Source organism: Hymenobacter sp. UYAg731, assembly GCF_054061335.1.
In genome coordinates this window covers 192,346-211,202 of sequence record NZ_JBSSEC010000001.1, presented here as the reverse complement: position 1 = coordinate 211,202, position 18,857 = coordinate 192,346, and the positions used below count along the sequence as shown (strand labels likewise).

13 protein-coding genes are annotated in these 18,857 nt (G+C 61.7%); 1 reads left to right on the top strand and 12 read right to left on the bottom strand.

The genetic code is table 11. The annotated features are described in order from the left end of the window. Nucleotides 1-18 precede the first annotated feature (18 nt). The 4 genes from hisD to rpe form a co-directional block, all read right to left on the bottom strand. Nucleotides 19-2,430 (bottom strand): histidinol dehydrogenase, encoded by a 2,412-nt coding sequence (hisD, locus tag ACVWYF_RS00865; protein WP_457063652.1) that lies wholly within the window; start codon nt 2,428-2,430, stop codon nt 19-21. A gap of 11 nt (nt 2,431-2,441) precedes the next feature. Beyond that, complete coding sequence (gene hisG / locus ACVWYF_RS00860; protein WP_457063650.1) at nt 2,442-3,293, bottom strand: ATP phosphoribosyltransferase; 852 nt, start codon at nt 3,291-3,293, stop codon at nt 2,442-2,444. Nucleotides 3,294-3,853: 560 nt separating this feature from the next. Next, entirely contained in the window at nt 3,854-6,457 is a 2,604-nt protein-coding gene (locus ACVWYF_RS00855; RefSeq protein WP_457063647.1) for a TonB-dependent receptor, read from the bottom strand. A 27-nt stretch (nt 6,458-6,484) separates the two neighbouring features. Further along, nucleotides 6,485-7,198: a ribulose-phosphate 3-epimerase gene (rpe, locus tag ACVWYF_RS00850; RefSeq protein ID WP_457063644.1), complete on the bottom strand. Its 714-nt coding sequence runs from the start codon at nt 7,196-7,198 to the stop codon at nt 6,485-6,487. A 144-nt stretch (nt 7,199-7,342) separates the two neighbouring features. Between rpe and ACVWYF_RS00845 the strand changes: the two genes are divergently transcribed. Continuing rightward, the gene (locus ACVWYF_RS00845; RefSeq protein WP_457063642.1) at nt 7,343-7,939 is read left to right on the top strand and encodes a hypothetical protein; all 597 of its coding nucleotides are present in this window, start codon (nt 7,343-7,345) and stop codon (nt 7,937-7,939) included. Nucleotides 7,940-8,030: 91 nt separating this feature from the next. Here ACVWYF_RS00845 and trmB read toward each other — a convergent pair whose 3' ends face one another. From trmB to ACVWYF_RS00805, 8 genes are all read right to left on the bottom strand, one after another. After that, nucleotides 8,031-8,696, bottom strand: a complete 666-nt coding sequence (gene trmB, locus ACVWYF_RS00840) for a tRNA (guanosine(46)-N7)-methyltransferase TrmB (protein ID WP_457063639.1) — start codon at nt 8,694-8,696, stop codon at nt 8,031-8,033. 42 nt (nt 8,697-8,738) lie between these two features. Beyond that, on the bottom strand, nt 8,739-10,052 hold the full coding sequence (locus ACVWYF_RS00835) for a bifunctional folylpolyglutamate synthase/dihydrofolate synthase (protein WP_457063637.1): 1,314 nt from the start codon (nt 10,050-10,052) through the stop codon (nt 8,739-8,741). Nucleotides 10,053-10,166: 114 nt separating this feature from the next. After that, the gene (locus ACVWYF_RS00830) at nt 10,167-11,051 is read right to left on the bottom strand and encodes a hypothetical protein (protein WP_457063635.1); all 885 of its coding nucleotides are present in this window, start codon (nt 11,049-11,051) and stop codon (nt 10,167-10,169) included. Nucleotides 11,052-11,084: 33 nt separating this feature from the next. Further along, the gene (locus tag ACVWYF_RS00825; protein WP_457063633.1) at nt 11,085-11,504 is read right to left on the bottom strand and encodes an ExbD/TolR family protein; all 420 of its coding nucleotides are present in this window, start codon (nt 11,502-11,504) and stop codon (nt 11,085-11,087) included. Between the two features lie 105 nt (nt 11,505-11,609). Continuing rightward, entirely contained in the window at nt 11,610-12,308 is a 699-nt protein-coding gene (locus ACVWYF_RS00820; protein ID WP_457063631.1) for a MotA/TolQ/ExbB proton channel family protein, read from the bottom strand. A gap of 8 nt (nt 12,309-12,316) precedes the next feature. Further along, nucleotides 12,317-13,546: an HU domain-containing protein gene (locus ACVWYF_RS00815; RefSeq protein ID WP_457063629.1), complete on the bottom strand. Its 1,230-nt coding sequence runs from the start codon at nt 13,544-13,546 to the stop codon at nt 12,317-12,319. Between the two features lie 101 nt (nt 13,547-13,647). Then, nucleotides 13,648-15,456: a hypothetical protein gene (locus tag ACVWYF_RS00810; protein WP_457063628.1), complete on the bottom strand. Its 1,809-nt coding sequence runs from the start codon at nt 15,454-15,456 to the stop codon at nt 13,648-13,650. A 35-nt stretch (nt 15,457-15,491) separates the two neighbouring features. Next, nucleotides 15,492-18,746: a tetratricopeptide repeat protein gene (locus tag ACVWYF_RS00805; protein WP_457063627.1), complete on the bottom strand. Its 3,255-nt coding sequence runs from the start codon at nt 18,744-18,746 to the stop codon at nt 15,492-15,494. Nucleotides 18,747-18,857 lie beyond the last annotated feature (111 nt).

Sequence of the window (18,857 nt, the reverse complement as noted above, 5' to 3'; positions counted from 1 at the left end):
GGGGATTAGCCCGGTACATTATTCAATGGTAGCGGCGGCAGCCGGGACAGGCATTGCGGCCCCAATTTCCGTGAGCGCCTGCACAAGCTGGCGGTTTTCGGCCGCAGTGCCCACCGTGAGGCGTAGGCAACCGGCGCAGCCGGGCTGGGTGGTGCGGTTGCGGACGACGATGCCCCGACTACGCAGGTAGTCGTACACGGCGGTAGCATCAACAGAAAAGCGCACCAGCAAGAAGTTGGCATCGGAGGGAAAAATATGCTCCACAATGGTCACCTGCGCCAGCTCTTCAACCAACCAACGGCGGCCTTCCAGCAGTTCCGCCCGCATTTCGGACAGGCGCGGCGCGGCGGCCAGGGCGGCCAGCGCGTGTTGCTGGGTGGCGGCTGAGATGTTGTACGGTGGCTTGATTTTGTCGAGATACGCAATGAGCTGCGCCGACGCATACGCTACCCCCAGCCGCAGGCCGGCCAAGCCCCAGGCTTTGGAAAAAGTCTGCATGACTACCAGGCGGGGAAACTCGGCTAGGCGCGTAATCCAGCTGGGCGCATTGGCAAAGTCGGCGTAGGCTTCGTCGACGATGACCAGGCCCCGAAAGCTGCGCAGGATAGTTTCGACGGCTTCCTGCGCGAGCAGATTACCGGTCGGGTTGTTCGGCGAGCATAGGAAAACCAGCTTAGCATTGGAGGCGGCCAGTTTTGCGGCGGCATCGGCGGGCAATTGGAAATCGGCCGTCAGCGGTAGGCGCTCCACGCGCACGTCGTTGAGGTTGGCGGCTACCTCGTACATGCCGTAGGTGGGCGGGCAGATGGCGATGCTGTCCTGGCCCGGCGTGCAGGTGAGACGCACAAGCAGGTCGATGGCTTCGTCGGAACCGTTGCCAAGGAAAATCTGGTTCGGCATTACGCCTTTCAGCCGGGCCAAATCAACCTTGATGGCGCGCTGGTGCGGGTCGGGGTAGCGGCTGAAATCGTCCGGGCCCACGGAACCCAGGCTATTTTCATTGGCATCGAGCATAACCGGGGCCATGCCCTCAAACTCGTCGCGCGCCGAAGAATACGGCTCCATGCGCTCCACGCTCGGGCGGATGAGGCCGGCGTAGGGCTTTGCGGACGGGGCCGCCCCCTCTGCCGGGGTAGAATCACTGCTCAGCGCAGCCAGCCGCAGGGTGACGGCGCGGGCGTGCGCGGCCAGGCCTTCGGCTTCGGCCATGGTTTCCACCACCGGGCCGATGGTGCGCAGCCCCTGGGCCGACAGGCGCTGGAAGGTGATTTTCTTTACGAACGAATCGAGCGACACCCCGCTGTACTGGCGGGCGTAACCGCTGGTGGGCAGCGTGTGGTTGGTGCCGGAAGCGTAGTCGCCCACGGCTTCGGGCGTGAGGTGGCCCAGGAAAACGGAGCCCGCGTTGGTAACCTGGGCAGCCAGCGCGTCGGCGTTATCGGTGGCCAGGATGAGGTGTTCCGGCGCGTACTGGTTCGAGAACTCCAGCATGCTATCAGCATCCGGCAGCAGAATGGCGCGGCTGCTCTCCAGGGCCTGGGCGGCCACGTCGCGCCGGGGCAGCAGAGCCAACTGGCGAATTACTTCGGCCTGCACTTGCTCCAGCACCGCGCCGGAATCGCTCAGCACCACTACCTGCGAATCGGGGCCGTGCTCGGCTTGCGACAACAAATCGGCGGCTACAAAGGCCGGATTGGCACTGGCATCGGCAATGATTAATACTTCCGAGGGACCGGCGGGCATATCAATGGCCACCCCGCATTCGGCGGCGGCCAATTGCTTGGCGGCGGTCACGTAGCGGTTGCCGGGACCGAATATTTTATCAACGGCCAATACGCTGTCAGTTCCCAGCGCCAACGCGGCAACGGCTTGCGCGCCGCCGGCTTTCACCACTTTACCGATGCCCAGCAGCTGCGCCACGAATAGGATGACCGGGCTCACCGAGCCGTCGGGCTGCGGCGGGGTGCAGACGACCACCTCGGGGCAGCCCGCCAGCCGGGCCGGGACGCCCAGCATTAGCAGGGTGCTGAACAGTGGGGCCGAACCGCCCGGCACGTACAGGCCCACGCGCTGCACCGGCACGGCTCGGCGCGAGCACACCACACCCGGCATGGTTTCGACCCGCAATTCGGGCTCGCGCTGGGCGGCGTGGAAGGTTTCAATATTGGTTTTGGCCTGCCGGATGGCGGCTTGCAACTTGGCCGGGACCTGCGCGGCCGCGGTGGCAAACTCGGCTTCGGAAACCAGCAGAGTGGTTAGCGCGGCTTTGTCGAGCTCAGCGGCCAGGGTCAGCAAAGCGGCATCGCCACCGGCGCGCACCTGCTCGAAAATGGCCCGGACGCGGGCGGCTACCTGGGGCGCTTCGGCGGCGGCGGGGCGCTGCTGGAGAGCGGGCCAGGTGCTGGGGTCGGGATAGGAATAGAGCTGCATGGTGGACCGGGCTAGGCAATCATCTTTTCGATGGGCAGCACGAGGATGCCTTCCGCGCCCACGGCTTTGAGTTGGCTGGTGATGTGCCAGAACTCGTCCTCCTGCACCACCGACTGCACCGACACCCAACCGGCTTCGGCCAGCGGCGTGATGGTGGGCGACTTGATGCCCGGTAGCAACCGGCGGACTTCCTCCAAGGCCGCCACGGGCGCATTCAGCACAATATACTTGCTGCGCTTGGCGCGGCGCACGGCCTGCATCCGGAACTGCAATTGCTCCAGCAAATCCTGCTGCTCGACCGTGAGGTTGGGCTGGGCGATGAGCACGGCTTCGGAGCGGAATACGGTTTCTACTTCGCGCAAGCCGTTACCCAACAAGGTCGACCCGCTGCTCACGATGTCGCAGATAGCTTCGGCCAAGCCGATGCTGGGCGCGATTTCGACCGAGCCGCTGATGGTGTGCAGGTTGGCCTGCACGCCGTGCTCGGCGAGGTAGCGGCCGAGGATGTTGGGGTAAGAGGTGGCGATGTTCTTGCCTTGCAACACCTCAATGGATGGGTAGGCATCGGCCCGGGGCACGGCCAGACTCAGGCGGCACTTGCTGAACCCGAGGGTTTCGACCTCCAGGTTGGGGTAGCCGGCTTCCACCAGCACGTTCTGGCCCACAATGCCGAGGTCGGCCACGCCGTCCTTCACGTAGCCGGGAATGTCATCGTCGCGCAGAAACAGGATTTCGAGCGGGAAATTGGTGGCTTCCGTCTTGAGCTTATAGGAAGTGCTCAGGAAATTGATGCCGCACTCGCGGATGAGGGCAAGGGAGTCCTCGCTCAGACGGCCGGACTTTTGAATAGCTAAACGGAGCATGAAATGGGGTAAACAGGCGGGTGCGGCCCCGGCGGGGCACAGGCATCGGATATAGCCCTAACGCAATTTAGCCGGCGTAAGGCTGAATTTCCCGCAAAGTGAAACGGTGAAGCCCGGGGCAAACACCCCGAACGCGGCGGTGGAGACTCGGGCAACCGGTGCTAAGCTAGCAACCGGCACACAGCCCGGCCTCCCACAGATGGTGGTGATGATGCACGCCCGCAACTGCCCGACGGCCCGTGAGCGGGGCAGCGGCAACAGCGCAAAGAAGGGCGGAAAAGGTGGTCATCGGGCACAAAGATAAGCGGGAAACATAATCGGTTGGCACAAACCGGCCTTATTTTGTTTCTGCTGCCAATACCCCGGAGCGAGGCTAAAGGTTTGGAACAGGTCAAAAGATAGTTTTCAGCCCACCGGCGCACTTACCGCAAAATCCGAAGCAAATGACCCAATTTAGTGCTTTTATTAATACTATTGCCGGCTAGTTACGCATTGGCGCAAGCCCTTACGGCCGCTGCTGAGCGGGAGAAAAGACTGCCGAGGTATACGCCGCGTTTAACCTAAAAGCGCGCAATCAGACGCAGATTCACGATGCGCTGCGAGAGGTAGCTGGGCACCGAGTACGTTACACCGTTCACGTCCTGCAGGTAGCTGTAGCCGGCCACGTTGTTGGCGGCGAATACGTTCAGGATTTCCAAGCCCAGCCAGAGGCTTTCAAAGCTGTAGAAATGGGCTTTGGGGGCGTTGTTGTTTTTCAGGCCCACTACTTTGGAGAAACCCAAATCGACGCGGTTGTAGCTGCGGGTGAGGTCGGCGGTGCCGCGCAGGTCGGGCAGGTTGGGCGGGCTGAACGGCAGGCCGGTGCCAAACACGAAGTTGACGTAGCCGCGCACCGAGGGGTTGTTTGGCAGATGGTCCTGGAAGAAAATGCCCACGTTCAGGCGCTGGTCCTGCGGGCGGCGGATGTAGCCCTTGGGCTCGCGGCCGGTCACTTTGCCGTCGGCATCGACCACGTTCAACGAGTCGCCGTCCACGTTTTCGCGGGTGGTGAGCACGCCGAGACTGAACCAGGATTCAGCCCCCTTCACAAACTCGCCGCTGATACGGGAGTCGAAGCCAGCAGCGTAGGCGCGGGCGTTGTTCTTGGCGAAGTAGCGCAGGCGTACGTTGTCCACGTCGTAGGGCACCACGTCGGTGAGGTATTTATAGTAGGCTTCGGCCGAAAACTTAAACGGCCGGCCGTACTGCTGGAAGTTGATTTCCTTGCCCACGATAAAGTGGTAGGATTTCTGGGCGCGCAACTCCACGTTCAGGTTGGCCGTCTGAATCAGGGGCTGGCTGGGGTCGGTGCGGTCGCCGGCCTGATTGCGCAGTTCGCGGTAGAACGGCGGCTGGTAGTACACGCCCACGGCCGCCTTGAACGAGCGGTTGGGATGCGAGCGGCTGATTTGCGAAAACTGCACCCGGGGGCTGATAACCAACTGGCCGTTGGTGGTCCAGTAGTGCGCCCGGGCCCCGTAGGTGAGGGCGGTCAGCGAATCGAGGTTCCACGTATCCTGCACGAAGCCCTGGGTGCGGGTGCTTTGCAGGCTCAGGTCCGAGAGCAGGCGGGTGCGGCGGGCATCGGGCACGAAATCAGCCGAGTCGGCAAAGCTGTACTCGTCGAGCTTATCGGTGATTTTTTCGCGGCCGATTTTAGCGCCCCAGCGCACGGTGTGGTTGGCGGCGGGTGCCCAGCGGCCCCGGGTTTCGGCCGTGAAAATCTGCGCCGTGAGGTTATTCCGCGAGTGCTTGAACTGCGAGCCGATGTCGCGCTGGCGCACGGCCTGGTTGAAGTCGGGCGAGGTCGGGTCGCGGTTGATTTCGGCGAAGGTGTAGGCCGCTTCCACGTCGCGGTACTCAAACTCGCGCGAAATCAGGGCCGAGCCCAGCAACTCCATCTGCAGCTTCGAGGAGAAGTCGTGCTTTAAGTTCAGACCCGTTTGGTAGGTATCGAACTGCATCCGCTCCCGCCCATCATAAGCAATGAAGACGCGGGTGAACTGGTTGGTCCCGGTCGAGAACGTGGCCTGGCCGGTTTCGGGCGAGAAGCGGTAGTCGTTGTGGGCCACCACGCCGAGCAGGCCCAGCGAGGTGCGCTGCATGTCGTCCTTCTTGCCCAGGCCGATGTTCACGAACGCCTGCGCATCGTAGAACGTGGGGTTGTAGCCGCCCTGCGCCTGTTTCAGCGAGCTCAGCACGTACTGCGCATTTTTGTAGCGCACGCCGGCCAGGTAGCTCACCCGGCCGTTGGCCGAGCGGGCTTCGGCGTGGGCCGCGCCGCCCACCAGGCTGGCCGTGAGCGAAGCCGCGAATTTCTCGGGCGTCTTATAATCCACGCTCAGCACCGAGGCCAGTTTGTCGCCATACTTCGGCTGCCAGCCGCCGCTACTGAACTCCACCTGCTTTACCAAATCGGGGTTGATAAAGCTCAGCCCCTCCTGCTGGGCCGATGTCACGAGAAACGGCCGGTAAATCTCGAAGCCGTTGACGTACACCAGGTTCTCATCGTAGTTGCCGCCGCGCACGTTGTAGGTGCTGCTCAGCTCGTTGTTCGACACCACCCCGGGCAGGGTTTTCAGAATGGCGTTGAAATCGCCAAACGGCGAGGGTATTTCCTTGGCCGAGCGCGGATCAATGCGCGTAACGCTGACCTGCTCACGCGTATCGGCCTGGTTGGAACGGCCCGTTACGCGCACATTGCTCAGCGCCTTAGTGTCGAGGCGCATGGTGAGCCGGAGCGGTTTGCCGGCATCGGCGGGCAGCCGTAGCGGCTGGCGCAACGTGACGAAGCCCAGGCGGCGCACTACCAGCACCACGTTCTGGCCCGTGGCCGGCACCCGCACGGACAGCGCAAACGCGCCGTCGGCGTTGGTATTGGTGCCGCCGGGCTGGCCCTCCACTCCTACCGCAGCCAGTTCCAGCGGCTGTCCGCTAGCATCGCGCAACGTCCCGGTAAGGGTCACGACGGTGCCGGGCGTGGTCTGCTCCGGACTAATAGCTTGCGCCCAAACCGCAGTTACCGACAACGGCCCCAGGGCCAGACAACCCAGCAACACCAGGCGGCACTCAACTTTCCTAATAACTGGCACTGACGGCAACGGCAAGGTAGCGGGTTGTTTCACGGGGCTTAAAACGAGCGGGCAGCCCAACTATTGCTGACGACCAGCGGCCGGAACGTCCATTTCCAGGCCGGCCAGGTGGTCGCGCAGGCGGGCCAGCGTGGCCACCGGCCCCTCGGGCGCACTGAACACGAAATTGCCCGCCACCAGCACGTCAGCCCCGGCTTCCACCAGCGGGCCGGCGTTGTCCATGTTCACGCCGCCGTCCACCTCAATCAAAGCATCCGAGCCGGTATCGAGCAATAATTCTCTCAGCATGGCTACCTTTTTCAGCGTGTTCGGAATAAACGCCTGCCCGCCAAAACCCGGGTTCACGGACATCACCAGCACCACGTCGAGGTCGGCGGCAATGTCTTCGAGCAGCGACACCGGCGTGGCCGGGTTCAGGGCCACGCCGGCCCGGCAGCCGAGCTGCTTGATTTGCTGCACCACGCGGTGCAGGTGCGGGCAGGCTTCGTAATGCACCGTGATGCTACTGGCCCCCGCGTCGCGGAAAGCGGCCAAGTAGTGCTGCGGCTCCTCAATCATGAGATGCACGTCGATGGGCTGCTTGGCGTAGCGGGCCACGGCTTGCAGCACGGGCAGGCCGAACGAAATATTGGGCACAAAGCGGCCGTCCATCACGTCGAAGTGCAGCCAGTCGGCGGCACTGGTAGCGAGGCGTTCGGTTTCGGCTTGCAGGTTGGCCAGGTCGGCGGCCAGAAACGAGGGGGCCAGCAAGGGCGTGCGGCGGGGTGCATTCATGGGCACGAAGATACAGCTACCGGGCACTCGTTGAATACGGCCGGGCCCCGGCTTCGGCGCTACTTTTGTGGCGGGCCACCGGCCCCAGTTCCATTCCCCAGGCCGGGCTTGCCGGCCCCCTTCCCTCCATTCCCTCGTTTCTCCGTGCCTCACCTCGTCCCCCTCCTTATCCGCGGTATCAACAACCTTTCCGATGCCCGCTACTGCGCCGGCATGGGTGCCGATAAACTGACCTTTATTCTCGACCCCAGCTTGCCCGAACACCTCGATACCAAGACCGTAAAAGAGCTGGCTGGCTGGATTGCCGGAGTTGAACTAATAGGTGAGTTCGACCAGCTCAGTGCGCATGAGATTAATGCGATAGCCGCCGAATGCAGCCTGGATGCCGTCCTGCTCCGCACCCCCCGGGCCGCAGAAGCATTAGCCGAAATAGCCCCGCCGGTATACCTGGAGCTAACCGCTGATTCGGCGGCCCGGACCCAACCCCTGCCCGCTTCCCCCGTAGGTTTCGTGCTGGAATTGCTAGCGGCCGAAATGCCGGAAACCCTCGCGGCCCTGCAACAAATCAGCGCCCAAAAGCCCCTGTGGCTCGGCCCCGGCCTGCACCCTGAGCGCGCCCGCGCCCTAGCTACTTCCCTCCCATTGGCCGGCCTGGTTTTCCCCTCCGGCGACGAAGTGAAGCCCGGCCTGCGCGATTTCGACCAGCTTGAGGCCGTATTTGAGGCCTTAGAAACCGAATAAGCCAGTCTATTTTGGAAGCCAAGCGTCCACGCAGGACCATTCAATAATGGCTTATGCTTTGACGTTTCAGTTGGCGGGAAAGCGGACTGGTTTACGTCAGCCGGAACTGCACGTATTTGATGGGCACGCCGATGGCGCGGTATTTCCCCTCGAAATTGGTCTGAATGGCCTGGGCTTCGGTGAATTCCAGGGCCGTCTCCGCGTACAAATTCCGCGTAAACCGCTCCACGGCAGTGCCGGGCCGGGCCGCCAGCGTTTCGAGTGTGTACTCGAAAAGACCCTCATTATCAGTCTTCAAGTGCAACAGACCGCCGGGGGTTAACAATTGTTCGTAAAGTCCCAGGAAGCGCGGCGAGGTTAGTCGGCGCTTGATGTCACGGTCACGGGGCCGCGGGTCGGGAAACGTTATCCAGATTTCATCCAGCTCGCCGGGACCGAACTGCGCGGCCAGCGCCTCGGCCCGCATCCGCACGAAACCCACGTTGGTCAGGCCCATTTCGGCGGCGCGGGAGCTGCCCATCCAGATGCGTTCGCCCTTAATGTCGAGGCCCAGGAAATTACGGCCGGGGTGGCGCTGGGCCAGGCCCACGGTGTATTCGCCTTTGCCACAGCCTACCTCCAGCGTCAGCGGGTGGGGCGCAGGAAAAAAATCGGTACGCCAGCGGCCACCCAGCTGTTCGTATTCGGGTTTGCCCGGCTCAATGATGTCGGGACGGGAGGCGTTATCGGTAAAACGCTGAAGCTTAACTCGGGGCAAATCAGTAGGTATATGTTGTTACGCAAAGGTAAAGCTGGCCGGTTAGGCGGTAGCGTATAGCTCTTCCACCTCGGCCACCACAAAGGTGCTGCCGCCAATGAAAACCACATCTGCGGGGCCGGCCGCCTGGCGGGCCGCCGCCACTGCCCCCGCCACCGACCCATAGGCTTGCCCGTGCAGGCCCAGCCCGGCCGCCTGCTCAGCCAGTTCACCCGCTGGCAAAGCGCGCGGAATATTGGCCGCGCAGAAGTAATAGGTGGCTTCCTTCGGCAACAGCTCCAGCATGGAAGCAACGTCCTTATCGTTCACCGTACCAATTACCAAATGTAAACGCTCCTGCGGAAGCCGTTGTAATTGAGCCACTACCGCTTTCAGTCCGGCCGCATTATGCCCCGTATCGCACACCACTAGCGGTTGGCGGCCGATGATGCTCCAGCGGCCGCGCAGGCCGGTGAGCGTCGTCACCTGGCGCAGGCCGGCCCGCACGGCCGCTTCCGTGATGCGGAAGCCTAAGGCGCGGAGCTCATCCAGCGTGGCCAGCACGCCGGGCAGGTTAAACTGCTGGTAGTCGCCGGGCAGGCCCAGCTCAGCATTGGGCAGGTAAGGCCGGCCGTGCTGGCTGATTTTGAGGGGGCGCAGGCCGGTTTCGAGCGAAGGCTCGGCGGCAAACGTGGCCTGATAGATTTGGTCGGCAAAAACGAGGTGCGCGAGTTTGGCCGCAGCCTCGCGTCGGAACACGTCGGCTACTTCAGGCTGCAACTGGCTCACGACCACTGGCACGCCAGATTTGATGATGCCCGCTTTTTCACCCGCGATTTCGGGCAAAGTATTGCCGAGCAGCGCCTGGTGGTCAAAACTGATGTTGGTAATGAGCGACACCAGCGGCGTGATGATGTTCGTGGAATCGAACCGGCCGCCGAGGCCCACTTCAACGATGGCAATATCAACTCGCTCCTCGGCAAAGTAATCGAACGCCAGCGCCACGCACATCTCAAAAAACGACGGCTTAATTTCTTCAAACAGCGGCTGCCAGCGCGACACCCACTCCACCAGATACGCCGGGGCCAGTTCCTGCCCATTCACCCGAATGCGCTCCGTGAATTCGCGTAGATGCGGCGAAGTATACAGGCCCACCTTGTAGCCCGCCGCCTGGAGCACCGCCGCCAGCAGGTGCGAGCTGCTGCCCTTGCCATTGGTGCCGGCTACATGCACACTCCGGAATTTGCGCTCTGGATGGCCCAGCGCTTCGGCCAGGGCCAAGGTGTTACCGAGGCCTTTTTTGAAGCCCGCTGCGCCCACCCGCTGAAACATGGGGAGCTGCTCGTAGAGGTAAGTAAGGGTTTCCTGATAAGTCACAGAACAGAAAAAACGGGGAGAAAGCACAAATTAACGGTATTTCGGGTTGGAACCTACGAAAAAGCCCCGCCGCCTGCTAGCAGACGGCGGGGCTGGCCCGAAACCTGCGAGTAGCTATTTCACCGAGAATTTAAACGTGTAGAAACCGGTTGCGCCGCCGGGAGCCGAATTCGTCTTGATAAAATTGGTATCGAGCAGTTTGTCGCGGCACAGCTTTTCCTGCGACGGCGACACATTTCCCGAAACCTTGGTGACCGATTCTACCTCGCCATCAGCCGCAATCTTGATTTTAAAGCGAATCACGCCCGAATTGTCGTCCACCGCTTCCACCACCGGCTTGCTCTCGAAGCGCCAGCCGCTCATTTCCAGGCCGCCGCTGCCGGGGCTGCTGCCGCTGCCGCCCCGCCCGGGAGCTCCGTAGAGCGCGGTGGCATCGAGCGTACCGTTGGGGTCGCCCTGGTCGCCCACGGTGCCGGGCCGGTCGCCGTTATTGTTGCCCGTGGGGGCATTGCTGGTGCCGTTCACGCCGTTGCCGCCGCCGGTAGCGCTGCCTTTGGGGGCAAAGGTCACGGCCACTTTACGCGGCACTTTGGGCGCGGCTTTCACTTCTTCCTTGGGCGGCGCAGGCGTTTCAACCGGGGCTTCCGATACGGGGCTTTCTTCGGCATCGCTGGTGATTATTTTCTCCTGCGAAGGCGGCGTGGGGTCGGGCGTGGCCACGGCCACGGGGCGCGGCTGCGGGTCGGGGCTGGCCTGGGGCGGGCGGCTGTCTTCGCGGTTGGGCGAGTTGTTGGCCGTGGCCATGCTCTGCACGTTGCCCGAGCCGGCTTCGTCGAGGCCGTAGTTCAGTTCCACGCCATCGCCACCGCCCAAGGGGGCCAGCGGCGGATTCGGGCCTTTGAAAACGGAGAAGATAAACAGCAGCAACAGTACCCCATGCACCACCAGGGTACCAATCAGGCCTTCGCGGCGGTGCGGTTCTTGATAGTCAATAGCCATGATGCAGTGTACGCTTTACCAGCTAAAAACGGCTTATTTACCGGCCGACTGCTGGGCCTGGGTGGCCATCACCATTTTCAACTTGAGGCGGTTGCCAATCTCTAAAATGTCAACCAGCTTCTGAACGTTCAATGAGGCATCCACGCGCAGCACAACGGTGGGCTGCTCCGTAGTCGGCACGGTACCTACCAAAGCTACCAGCTCCGGCTCCACATTAGCGGGTGCGACAGGCTTTTTGTTGACGAAGTACTGCCCGGCCGCATCCACCGAAATGGTGATGGGCTGTTTCATTACCTGCTTGCTGGATTTAGCATTCGGCAGCAACAGCTTAATTACGTTGGGGTTAACCAGCGTCGAGGCAATCAGAAAGAACAACATCAGGAAGAACATGATGTCGTTCATGGCCCCGGTTTCGACGTGCGACGTGAGGCGGTGACGGCGGGAAAGATTCATAACTATTTGAGTTATGAATTATGAATTATGAGTTATAAATTATGAATTACCAGAAGTCAAATGACCTTCCAATTCATAATTCACAACTCATAATTCATAACTCAATTAGTTGTCCTGCAGAATGTCCATGAACTCAATGGCCGAGTTTTCCATGCGGAACACCATGCGCTCAACCAGAATGCTCAGCCAGTGGTAGCCGACGTGGGCAATGATGCCGACAATAAGGCCGGTGGCCGAAGTCACCAGTTTAACATACAGACCATCAGCTACCTGCGGAATACCGAACTCCTTGGTAGCCGCGATGGAATAGAAAATTTTGATTACCCCAATGATGGTACCCACGAAGCCAATCATCGGCGCGATGCCAGCGATGATGCCCAGGATGCTGATGTTTTTTTCGAGGCGGGCGATTTCAATCTTGCCCACGTTCTCCACGCTGGTTTCAATTTCCTTCAGTGGCAGGCCGATGCGGCGCAGGCCTTTTTCCACCATACGGGCCAGCGGCGAGGAATTCTGGGCGCAGTAAAGCTTGGCTCCGGCCAGGTCGCCCTTCACCATGAGCGAGCGGATGCCGGCCATGAAAGCATCGGGGTTGCCGGCGGCCCGGCGAATGGTGAAGTAGCGCTCAATAATAATGTAGACCGAGAGAATGGAAAGGGCTACCAGCGGAATCATTATCAGGCCGCCGCGCAACAGCAGGTCAATGACGGGGACACTGGTATCGGCAATGGGAACAGCAGCAGCGGCGGCGGTATTAACAGTATCGGCAGCGGCAGGAACCACTTGCAGGAGGAATACGGACATGCGGACGGTTAAAATTTCAAGGTATTGTAGTCACAGTGCGTGCTTACGCGCAGGCGCTGAGCTTCGCGCTGCGCCGAGGCCATATCGGGATAGTCGGCGGCCGTGAGGCGGAACAGCCGGCTGCCGAAGGGCGGCAGAATGATGTGCGAGGCGTGGCCGCTTCTGGTCAGCAGCTTGCGGCCCTGCTCGGCACCGGCCAAGCTGCGGTAGGCACCCGCAATGACGTAGCAACGCCCCGTGCGGCTTTTAATTGCAACGGTGCCGGCGGTAGCGGCCAGGCTTTTGGACCGCACGGAAGCGGCGGCTGGCATTGCAGGGGCAGCGGCAGTAACCACAGGCGTGGTAATGGCAACTGTTTTGGGCGCGGCTGGCGCGGTGTCAGCTATTGCGGACGCAACAGTGGCATCGGTTGCCGGGGTTTCCTTTCTGAGCGGCAGGCTGGCCGGGGCGCTACTTTCGCCCACCATTTCCGGCACGGGCGGCGTCGTTGTATTTCCCACCGGCGTCATGCCTTCCGTGGAACTGGCGCTGCTGTTGGCGTTGGTACTGAAATCCTGCTGGCTTAGCGTAGCCTGTTGGGGTTCGGTAATGATTGGGGTTACGGTATTGGGCTGGTGCTGCGCCCACTCCCACTGCGGCATGGTAGCCTGCCAGCTCATGGGCAGGTAGCCGGCTTTCAGCGCTACCTGGTAGTTGGCAAGGAGTAGCAGGCTGGCGGCTACGGCAATGATACTGGCCGGCAGCAAGCGCGCCAACGTGGACCGGCGGGCACCGCCACTGCGCAGGATGGGCTGCGCGCTTTTGACGCGGACATCGGCCACGCGCACGGGACGGGCGGCCAGTTCCGGCAGGCCAAAGGCGGCGGCCAGTAAATTATCGGTGCCGGTGTATTCAAAAGCAAGGCCCCGGCCCGCCGCCCGACGGAAAATGCCGATGCCCGGCAACTCGGTCCGGTTGGTGTCGTCGAGTTCCTGCTGGAGGCCGGCTACGGCGGCGCGCACGGCTTCGCGGGCCTGCGCGATGGACAGGCCCAGGTGCTGGCTCAGGGCATCAACCAGCAAGCCGTCGTTGCGGGTCAGGGCCTGGTTGAAGGCCACTAGCTTGGTGGGCGGGCTCAGGGCCTGACGGCCGGGCTGCGCACGGGCCGACGACACATCGGCCACAAGCCCCCCGAAGTCCGGAATAATCACGCAATCGTGGTCACGGAGCAAGGGGCGAATGTGGTCGGCGAGATGCATGGCAACAGTTAAAAGTGATGAGTTGAAATTCATGAGTTGATGCCTAGGGTGGCTGTCGCACGGACGGCTAACCACTTCACCTTTAACTCTTCGCTTTCAACTCAAAAGGTATAGGTAGCCCCACCCAATACGTTAATACCTTTCACGGGATATCCGTAAAAACGCTGGTACTGCCGATTGGCGAGGTTATTACCCATTGCAAAGATGGATATTTTTGGCGTAATGCGGTAATCGGCGCGCAGATTCAGGTCGACAATCGGGTCGGTGGCGCGGTAGAAATCGGCTACCCGCGCGGCTCCGGCGCTGGTGGCCGGCCGGTAGCTGATGCCGTAGCTGGCCGCGAAGAAGTAGCCTTCGACGCCCACCATCAGCTTGTCGAAAACATTGTAGGTACCGAATACCGAACCCTGGAATTCGGGGCGATGAAACGGCACCGGCAGGTTTTTGAGGGCGTACTTATTGTAGTCCACCCGGGTGCCGAGGCGGAATTTTTCGGCCGCATTGTACAACAACTCGCCGTGGATGTTCAGCACGCCGGTGGCGTTCTGGTCGTAGACGAGGTCAAACCGGGTGGGGTCGACGGGATTGTTGAGGTAGAAGTACAGGTTACGGTCGCGGGCATAGGTGGCCTTCACGTTGAACTCCAGGCCCCGGGCGGGCGTGGACGTGAAACCGGCGTAGATGGTAGGGCCGCGATGGGTATCGGCCACGTTCAGGGTGCTGTTCAGCCAGGGGTTTTCGGTGGTCAGGTCGTAACGCGTGACGCGCTGCAGCGCCCCTCCCAAACCCGCGTAGACCATGAATTTTTCGGGCTCAATAGTGTAGCCCAGGCGCACGGCAGGGTATATCACGCCCTTGCTCACACTGGTGGCGGTATCGGACGAGTAGCCCACCGTGGCCCCCACCGAAAAGGCAATGTTATTATTAAGGAACTCGTAGGCCGGCGTGGCCTGCACGAAAGTACGGGTGCGCGTTATCTCGTTTGGGGCGGGTGTGGGCAAAATCGCAGCCCCGCTCCGCGTCGATTTATCCGAGATAAAGGAAGCATCGGCGGCTACCGTGATGCGGCTGGATTCGCCCAGCGCATAGCCCACTTTGGCATTCAGGCGCACGTCGTTTTCGGAAGCTGAGAAATTATCGGCCCAATAGCGGTAGCCGATGCCCGCATCATAGGTCAGCTGCTGCTCGGGGTCGCGGTTGTGCGCGTAGGCCTTTACGGCAAAGCGGTTAAAGGTCTGCTTGATGTCGCCGGACTCGGGCGTTGCTACCGGGCTGCCGTTGGCGGCTTTCTCGTAGCCGTAGAAATTGTAACGCTCGCGGCCAAAGTCCAGCGTGGCCCCAAAGGCCCCGGTGCCCCGGTAAAGCTCGCCCATGAGGTGGGCGCTGGTTTCCGACATCCGGGAGTTCTTGCCATCCACCGGCCCATTGATAGAGCTAATGTGCTTCACATCCAAGCCATAGGCGTGGTCGGTGTTGCGGGTGCTGTGGAAATAGCCGCGCCCGTAGAACGTGCCGTAGTTGCCGATGGCCGCCTTCACGAAGTTGCCGGTGAGCGGCGTAGGCTCCTCGGCCCGGATGGTGAGTACCTTCACCGAGGGCGTGAGGCGGTCGGCGGGCAGGCGGAAGTCGGGGAAGGTGTAGGCCACCTTGCGCTCGGCTTTGGGCGGGGCGGGCAGCTTGATTTTATAGAAGTTGCGGGTGGCTTCGGGCAACTGGTTCACCCGCTCCTTCACAATCTCAATCTCGGCCTCCTCAATGTTGCCTTTGTACTTGCCCTTGGTGGGCTGGGCCTGCGCGGTGGCAGCGGGGGCCATGCCGCCCACCAGCACGGCGGCCAGGGCCAGACTGGCGGCCAGGCCGGGGCCGGAGGATTTGGTAGAACGGCTTTTATTTATCGTCAAACGCTTCATCAGCAAATGGGTTTCTTTAAAAAAGTGCGCCGTTCCTAGCGCTGAGTGGTATCGGCCGGAGCCGTGGTGGTGCCGCGCAGGTTGGTGCGCGGGGCCGGGGCCTTGCCTTTGGTGGGCGCAGTGGTTGGCTTGGCGGGGGTGCCGGTGGGCATTTTGGCCGGCACCGGGGCTTTGGCCGGGGCCTTGGTAGGCGCTTTCACCGGGGATTTGGTGGGCGGGGTGTTTTCCTCGGGCTGGTCAGCACCCAGGGTTTTGAGGCGCTGCTTAGCCGTTTCCAGGACTTCTGGCACCGGGAAGTTGTTGTCGATGAGCGAGTTCAGCGTACCCCGCGCCTGGAAGTTGTCGCCCTCCGAAGCGTAAATGTCGGCAATCAGCAGAAAGGCCCGGCCCAGCCACAGCGAGTAACTGCTGAAATCGGAATTTACCTTCAGCGCCGCCGCTTTGGCTTCGTCGTTCTTCTTCTGTTTGAACAGGGTTTCGGCCAGGTAGTACTGGGCTTCGGCCCCGTTGATGTCATTGGGCGCGGCCGTGACGGCCTTGGCCAGCTCGGTGGCGGCCTGGTCGTAGCTCTCGGTCCGCAAGCTGGCTTTGCCTAAGTAGAGCAAGGCAGCGTTGGTGGCGTTGGCGGTGGCACCGGCCTGGGCGCGTAGCTCCTCGGCCACGCGGCGGGTGCCGGGGTAGTCGCCGCTCTCGTACAGGCTGCGCATCTGACCGAGGGTAGCGTTGGCTACTTCGCGGCGGTTGGTGCTGGCCCCGCGCAGGCGCTCGTAGAGTTTGGCGGCCTCGGCATAGCTCTTGTTCTCAAATTCCAGGTCGGCGAGGCGGCCCACGGCGCGGTTCACAAACTCGCTTTTGCCCTCGGCCACCACAGTCCGCAGGCGGGTCAGGCCCTGCTGCTTGTCGCCGGTTTTCAGGTACGAATCCGCCAGGAAGAACCGGGCATCAGCGCCCAGAGCCGACTCCGGGTATTGCTTCAAGTAAGACTCCAGGCGCAGAATGGCAGGCTGGTATTTTTCAGCCAGATACAACGACTTTGCCGCTTCAAACTCCACGCTCTCGGTGGCCTTGCTGTCGGGATTCTGGGTTTTGAAACCCGCGAGCGCCGCATCAAATTCTTCGGTACGGCCCAGCGCCGTCAGGCTTTCCTGCAGGTTGTAGAGCGCCTGCGAAGCGGCTTCGCTGCGTGGGTAGCTCGTGAGTACCTGCTGGAAATCGACCACGGCCTTGTCCTGCTGCTGGAGGTTGGCGTAAGCTACGCCGCGCTTCTGCAGCGCCTGCGGAATCAGCGGGCTGTTGGGGCGGCCTTCAATCAGGCGCGTAAAGCCCGCGACGGCCGGTTGGTACTCGCCGGCCTCAAACGCCAGCTGCGCCTGCTGAAATACGGCATCCTCGGCGTAGCGCGAGTTGGGGCTGGCTTTTAATAGCGCGGCCAGCGTGCTGGTGGCTTCCTCGCGGCGGCCCATCAGGCCCAGCGTGCGGCCCTTCTGGTAGTAGGCGTAGTCCTTATCGGCCGCGTTGGCCTTGATTACCTTGTCGTACTGGTCAAGGGCCTGCTGGTAGCTTTTCGATACATAGTAAGTATCGCCCAGGCGCAGGATGGCGTCGTAGTAGTTGGGGTCCGAAGGCTTGGCGTCGGTATCGCTGAGGAAAGCGGTGAACTGCGGGCGGGCCTTGTCGTACTGCTTGGTATTATAATAAGCATAGCCCAAACCGTAGCGGGCTTTTTGCTCAAAGTCAGCTTCTTCGGGGCTCACGCCGCCCCGCCGAGCCGAGCGCGCTGCCGCCGCATACGCGGTGATGGCATCGGGATATTGCTGGCCCACGCTGAAAATCTCGCCCCGCAACACCTGCGCGGCGGCCCGCAGGCCATCATCCGACGGAAATTTCAGGGACTTGTCCAGCAGCGGCAGCGCCTGGGCGTAGTTGCCGTTGTTGTAGAGCAAAGCCGCTTGCGAATACGCCACGCGCTGGTACGTAGCGTCGAGCTTTTCGCTGCGGTCATCGATACCTTCGAGGTAAGTAATGGCTTGGTTGTAGTCGGTGGACGCCAGGAAACTGTTACCAAGCAGGTCGTCGACAATGGGCTGGTTTTTCGAGCGGGGAAACTTCTTGCGGAAGTCGCGCAACACGTTGATAACCTCGGGCAGATTGCCCTGCTCGTATTGCACCTGGCCCAGCTTGAGGGTGGCATTTTCGGCAATGGCTTTGTCGAAGGTGCTTTGGCGGGCAGCCTCGAAAGCCGTCACGGCCTGGGGCTTCTGGTTGGCCTGCACGTAGCTCAGGCCGAGGTGGTAGGCGGCGTTCTGGCCCAAGGAGTCGCGGCGCACGGCCACGTTCTTCAGGTTGGCAATGGCCCCTTTGAAGTCGCCCATTTTGTAATTGGCGTAGCCAATCTTGTATTGCAGCGCCGGCTCAATCTTGTTCTGATGCACGGCGGCGTACTTGTCGAAGTACTCAGCGGCTTCCTTATACTGCTGCTTCTGGTAGTAAGCGTCGCCCACCAGCAACTGGATTTCGTCGGAATTCTGGGGCGGCGGGGTGTTTTGCAGCGCCTTGGTGGCGTAGCCAATCAGGCCGTCGTAGTTGCCTTCCTTGTAGTAAATCTGGGTAACGATGGCCGGCACCACGGGCTTGTAAGCGTCGTTCTGCTCGGCCACGCCGAGGTCGGCGCGGGCGGCGGCGTAGTCGCCGGCGCGATAGCCCAGGTAGCCGGCGTAGTAGGCGCTGGCGTACTTGTACTGGCTCTGCACCTGCTTGTTGCGGTCGAACAGCAGGCGGGCCTTTTCGTAGTCCTTCTGCTCGAAATAGCTGTAGCCGAGCTTGAAATCGGACTCGGCCCGCTGGTCGTTGCTCAGGTTGTCGGGCGCTACTTTGGCAAAGTAGCGGATGGCCGACTCGTAGTTTTTCTGGTCGAAGTAGAACTTGCCGAGCTCGAAATAAGCCGCGGCAGCCTGGGGATGCGCGGGGTGTTTGGCGGCGAAGTCCAGAATGAGGCCCTCGGCATCGGGGTGCGAGAGGTAAAGGCCGCTCACGGCGTAGTAGTACTCGGCATCGGCGGTGCGGTCGGCGGCAGCGGCGGGGCCGGCCTGGCTGCTATGCACCGGCGCAATGGCCAGGTACTGCCGAAACGCTTCCTGCGCCGCGCCGTACTGGCCGCGGTCAAACAACTCCAACCCTTCCTGAAAGTGCCGCTCATCGGAGGCAAAAACCTGGGTTTGCTGGGCGCTGGCGGCCATGGGTGCCGCGGCGCTCAGAGCGGCGGCCAGCGCCAGCCGGGGAAATAGCTTCATGTAAATACCTGTCGTGGAGGGGCCGCACCGGCCCCGGGAACTCGCCAAAAGTAGCGATAAATGCCCGTAGGTTGCCCACGCAACGCAGAAATGCAGGTTTCATTGCCATCT

What these genes read in the sequence shown, in the direction of transcription:
- ACVWYF_RS00825 (WP_457063633.1), bottom strand. Translation starts at nt 11,504, where the DNA reads ATGAATCTTTCCCGCCGTCACCGCCTCACGTCGCACGTCGAAACCGGG.
- ACVWYF_RS00820 (WP_457063631.1), bottom strand. Translation starts at nt 12,308, where the DNA reads ATGTCCGTATTCCTCCTGCAAGTGGTTCCTGCCGCTGCCGATACTGTT.
- ACVWYF_RS00830 (WP_457063635.1), bottom strand. Translation starts at nt 11,051, where the DNA reads ATGGCTATTGACTATCAAGAACCGCACCGCCGCGAAGGCCTGATTGGT.
- ACVWYF_RS00805 (WP_457063627.1), bottom strand. Translation starts at nt 18,746, where the DNA reads ATGAAGCTATTTCCCCGGCTGGCGCTGGCCGCCGCTCTGAGCGCCGCG.
- rpe (WP_457063644.1), bottom strand. Translation starts at nt 7,198, where the DNA reads ATGAATGCACCCCGCCGCACGCCCTTGCTGGCCCCCTCGTTTCTGGCC.
- ACVWYF_RS00815 (WP_457063629.1), bottom strand. Translation starts at nt 13,546, where the DNA reads ATGCATCTCGCCGACCACATTCGCCCCTTGCTCCGTGACCACGATTGC.
- ACVWYF_RS00810 (WP_457063628.1), bottom strand. Translation starts at nt 15,456, where the DNA reads ATGAAGCGTTTGACGATAAATAAAAGCCGTTCTACCAAATCCTCCGGC.
- hisD (WP_457063652.1), bottom strand. Translation starts at nt 2,430, where the DNA reads ATGCAGCTCTATTCCTATCCCGACCCCAGCACCTGGCCCGCTCTCCAG.
- hisG (WP_457063650.1), bottom strand. Translation starts at nt 3,293, where the DNA reads ATGCTCCGTTTAGCTATTCAAAAGTCCGGCCGTCTGAGCGAGGACTCC.